Annotated in this window: 4 protein-coding genes; 1 reads left to right on the forward strand and 3 read right to left on the reverse strand. The window is 65.0% G+C overall.

What is annotated here, in order from left to right:
* Positions 1 to 1,329, reverse strand: a 1,329-nt coding sequence (locus WBQ44_RS04660) for an FtsX-like permease family protein (protein WP_495565565.1), incomplete at its 3' end; no start/stop codon positions are given.
* Positions 1,330 to 1,391: 62 nt separating this feature from the next.
* Entirely contained in the window at positions 1,392 to 2,156 is a 765-nt protein-coding gene (locus WBQ44_RS04665) for an ABC transporter ATP-binding protein (protein WP_495565566.1), read from the reverse strand.
* A 105-nt stretch (positions 2,157 to 2,261) separates the two neighbouring features.
* On the opposite strand from WBQ44_RS04665, the gene WBQ44_RS04670 reads away from it, so the two are divergent.
* Positions 2,262 to 3,026, forward strand: coding sequence for a deoxyribonuclease IV (locus WBQ44_RS04670; RefSeq protein WP_495565567.1), 765 nt, complete (start codon positions 2,262 to 2,264; stop codon positions 3,024 to 3,026).
* A gap of 1 nt (position 3,027) precedes the next feature.
* On the opposite strand, the gene WBQ44_RS04675 is transcribed toward WBQ44_RS04670, so the two are convergent.
* Positions 3,028 to 3,687 (reverse strand): hypothetical protein, encoded by a 660-nt coding sequence (locus WBQ44_RS04675; RefSeq protein WP_495565568.1) that lies wholly within the window; start codon positions 3,685 to 3,687, stop codon positions 3,028 to 3,030.
* Between the last annotated feature and the right edge of the window lie 40 nt (positions 3,688 to 3,727).

The following is a 3,727-nucleotide window of genomic DNA, read 5'->3' on the forward strand; positions in this document are numbered from 1 at the left end:
GATGACGGCGACGGCCCCGGCGCCGACGGTTGCCGCTGCAGGGCCGCCGGTGGACTGTGCGCCGATGACGACGGCGATGCCGCCGAGTAGGCCGATGACGACGCCCACGAGGGTGCGGGTACGCAGACTGTCGCCCGCCGAAGCGAATTCTTCGCGCATGGCTGCGACGGGTGGGATCTTGGCAGCTCGCCGCGCCGGCGCGTACGCGCTGAGCACCGTGACGACGATGCCGACGACGAAGGCCACGACCACTGTCCTGGGTTCGAGCGCCAGGGTGCCCGTCGGGAGTCCGACGTCGAAGGCGTTGAGCAGCGCGCGCAGGCCGTATGCGAGCCCGACTCCGCCGGCGAACCCGATGGCGCTGCCGATGACACCGACGACCAGAGCCTCCAGGACGACCGATCGACTCACTTGACCGCGGCCTGCACCGATGGCGCGCAGTAGCGCGAGCTCACGAACGCGCTGGGCGACGATCATCGAGAAGGTGTTGTAAATGATGAATGTGCCGACGAGAAGGGCGATTCCGCCGAAAGCGAGAAGGAAGTAGTTGACGAACGACAGGGCGGACTCGATCTCCGCCTGAGCCTCGTCGCGGACCTCGTCGGCTGTCTGCACCTCCGCGTCCGGGAGGGCAGAGGCGATCTCGTCGCGCAGATCGCTCTGCGTCATGCCCTGGCTCGCGAGATCCGTGCCGGCGACGTCGTAGTACTGCACGTGTTGCCCGTCGGAGAAGAGCTCGTTCGCCTGGGGTTCGAAGAACTGAATGCCGATGTATCCGCCGGATTCCACCGGGGTGTCGTAGATTCCGGTGACCGTCACCTCGACGGTTCCCTTGGACGGCACCAACACCTTCGTCGCATCGCCGACCTCGAGGCCTGCGCGCGTCGCACCGCCCTGGTTGACGACCACCTCGCCCGGAGCCGCAGGCGCGGTTCCGGCGACGAATATCGTGTCGTCGCCGAGGCGTCGATCGGCGGGGATGTACACCTCGCCGATCGTCGGGGCGCCGCCGGTCTGCACGGCCGAACCCTCTTCGTCGAGTACGACGATCTGCCCGCCGACATAGGGCATGATCTGCCGAACATTCGAAAGTGCCGAAATGACGGCCGCGTCCGACGTCGGCACTCCGCTCGACCTCGCGTCCTCGGCGCTCACTCGAACGTCTGCACCCTGCGCAGTGTCGGAGAAGAGCGAAGAAAACGTACGCTGCAGAGTGTCGGTGAACACGAAAGACCCTGCAACAAAGGCGGTTCCGAGTACGACCGAGAGCACCGTCAGGGCCAGTCGAACCTTGTGAGCGGCGAGATTGCGCAACGACACCTTGCGCATGGGATTCGACTGTTTGGGATTCGACTGTTTGGGATTCGAACGTGTGTGATCGCCGTCCATGATCAGACCGTCTCCAACTGTTTCATGCGATCGAGCACCGTCTCGGCGGTCGGGTTCGCGAGGTGGTCGATGACCGCGCCGTCGGCGAGGAACACCACTCGATCCGCATAACCGGCAGCACGTGGATCGTGGGTGACGATGACGACGGTCTGATCGAACTCGTCGGCGGCGGCACGGAGGATGCCCAGCACTTCACCGGACGAGCGGGAATCGAGGTTTCCGGTCGGCTCGTCGCCGAAGACGATGTCGGGTCGACCGGCCAGTGCGCGGGCGCACGCGACGCGCTGCTGCTGACCGCCGGACAGTTCGCTGGGGCGATGACCGAGGCGGTCGCGCAGCCCGAGGCGATCGACGACGGTGTCGAGCCACGCCTGATCGGCTTTCCGGCCTGCGATGTCCAACGGCAGTGTGATGTTCTCGAGCGCCGTCAGTGTCGGAACCAGATTGAACGACTGGAACACGAATCCGATTCTGTCTCTGCGCAATCCGGTCATCTGCTTGTCGTTCAGATCGGTCAGGTCGGTATCGCCGATGGTGACCGAGCCCGATGTAGCGTTGTCCAGACCGGCCAGGCAATGCATCAGCGTCGACTTGCCCGATCCCGACGGACCCATGATGGCCGTGAACTCCCCACGGGCGAATTCGACGTTCACATCCCGCAGGGCGTGAACCTGGGTGTCCCCGGAGCCGTATGTCTTGGTGAGCGCCTTGGCGCTGGCAGCAGGAGTGGAGCCCGTCGAACGACCCGGCAGGGCGGTATCAGTCATGAGTTCAGTGTTTCAGTGTTTGCCTACCTCCACTATCGGGGGAGACCCTGATCTCGTACTCGGACGGCGGGCGCGGCGACTGGTTCGGCCTCCTACTATGGAGAAATGCGCATCGGAGCACACGTTCGTGACAGTGCCGATCCCCTGGGCTCGGCGGAGAGCCTCGGGGTCGACTTCGTTCAGATGTTCCTCACCGACCCGCAGAAGTGGAACAAGCTGGCGCCCCACCCGCAGGGCGAGGAACTCGAAGCGAGCAATGTCGACGTCGTGGTGCACAGCTCTTACGTGCTCAACGTCGCGAGCTTGAACAATCGCATTCGGATCCCGTCTCGCAAAGCCGTCATCGAGCAGGCCGCCGCTGCCGCCGACATCGGGGCCATCGGTCTGGTCGTGCACGGCGGACATGTGCGCGACGGCGAGGACACCGCCAAGGGCTTCGAGAACTGGCGCAAGCTCTTCGAACGGCAGGCGAAAGAAGGCGGGTTCGGCGTTCCCATCTTCATCGAGAACACCGCCGGTGGTGACTTCGCAATGGCCCGGCACTTCGACGACATCGCGCGGCTATGGGACGCGGTCGGCGAGTTCGGTGCCGGATTCTGCCTCGACACCTGCCACGCATGGGCAGGAGGTGAGGAGCTGGTCGGCGTCGTCGACCGGATCAAGGCCATCACGGGGCGGATCGACCTGGTGCACCTCAACAATTCGCGCGACGAGTTCGACTCCGCGCGCGACAGGCACGCGAACCTGGCGGACGGCACAATCGACGCCGAAATTCTGACGGCCGTGGCCGAGGCGTCGGGCGCGCCGATAATCCTCGAAACCCCCGCCGAGGGTCTGGCGCAGGACGTGCAGTTGCTCAGGGGCTTGTGACTCAGGAGAACGTCGAGATGGTTTTCTCCCAGTAGCGCTCGAAGTCGTCGACATCAGCCTGAGAAAACACGCGGCAGTTCCACGTAAACGCGGTATCGACGAAAACGACGCCGTCGACCTCGGTCACATCGCACGTGACCGTGAGCGAGTGGCGCAGCGGCGCGGCCGGATCGGAGTCGGCCGTCGACGGCTCGCCCCCGAATCGGAAAGCGATTTGCGCGCCGTGCTTGCGGGCGAGAGCCGGAGCGGTGGCTGCGGCGGCGAAGTATCGACCTCCGCTGGGCGCGGCAGCAATCCGGCGTTGGACCTCCGCCGTCAAAGCATCGGGCTCACCGGTGGTCGGAAGTCGCACGGGGAACAGTGTGCGGTCGGTCTCGAGGTCTTCGGGGTCGCTCTCGAGGTCGACGAGAATTCCGGAGGTGCTCTTGCAGCACCGATCGCTCTGCCAGGAACCGGTGGTGGCGGCGAGGACTGCGAGCAACATGGTTGCCGAAGGATGGGATGCTCCGGCCCACTGAGTTCTGGTGCTGGTGACGACCGAGTCGTCGATCGCATCGATTCTTCCGTCGGTGCGCCGCGTGCCGAAGGGGCGTTCCTCGGGCGTCAGTACCGCAACCCAGTAGGGGACCTGCGTGTTCTGCACTGCCGACCCTCCGGACACTGCCGACCTCCCAGATGTATATCGCTAGCCTTACCTAACC

The sequence above is a fragment of the Rhodococcus sp. (in: high G+C Gram-positive bacteria) genome, assembly GCF_049591685.1.
In the GTDB taxonomy this organism is placed as follows: domain Bacteria; phylum Actinomycetota; class Actinomycetes; order Mycobacteriales; family Mycobacteriaceae; genus Rhodococcoides.

Bases quoted from the DNA above. Each gene is read 5' to 3' on its own strand.
- WBQ44_RS04665 (WP_495565566.1), bottom strand. From the start codon at position 2,156: ATGACTGATACCGCCCTGCCGGGTCGTTCGACGGGCTCCACTCCTGCT.
- WBQ44_RS04670 (WP_495565567.1), top strand. From the start codon at position 2,262: ATGCGCATCGGAGCACACGTTCGTGACAGTGCCGATCCCCTGGGCTCG.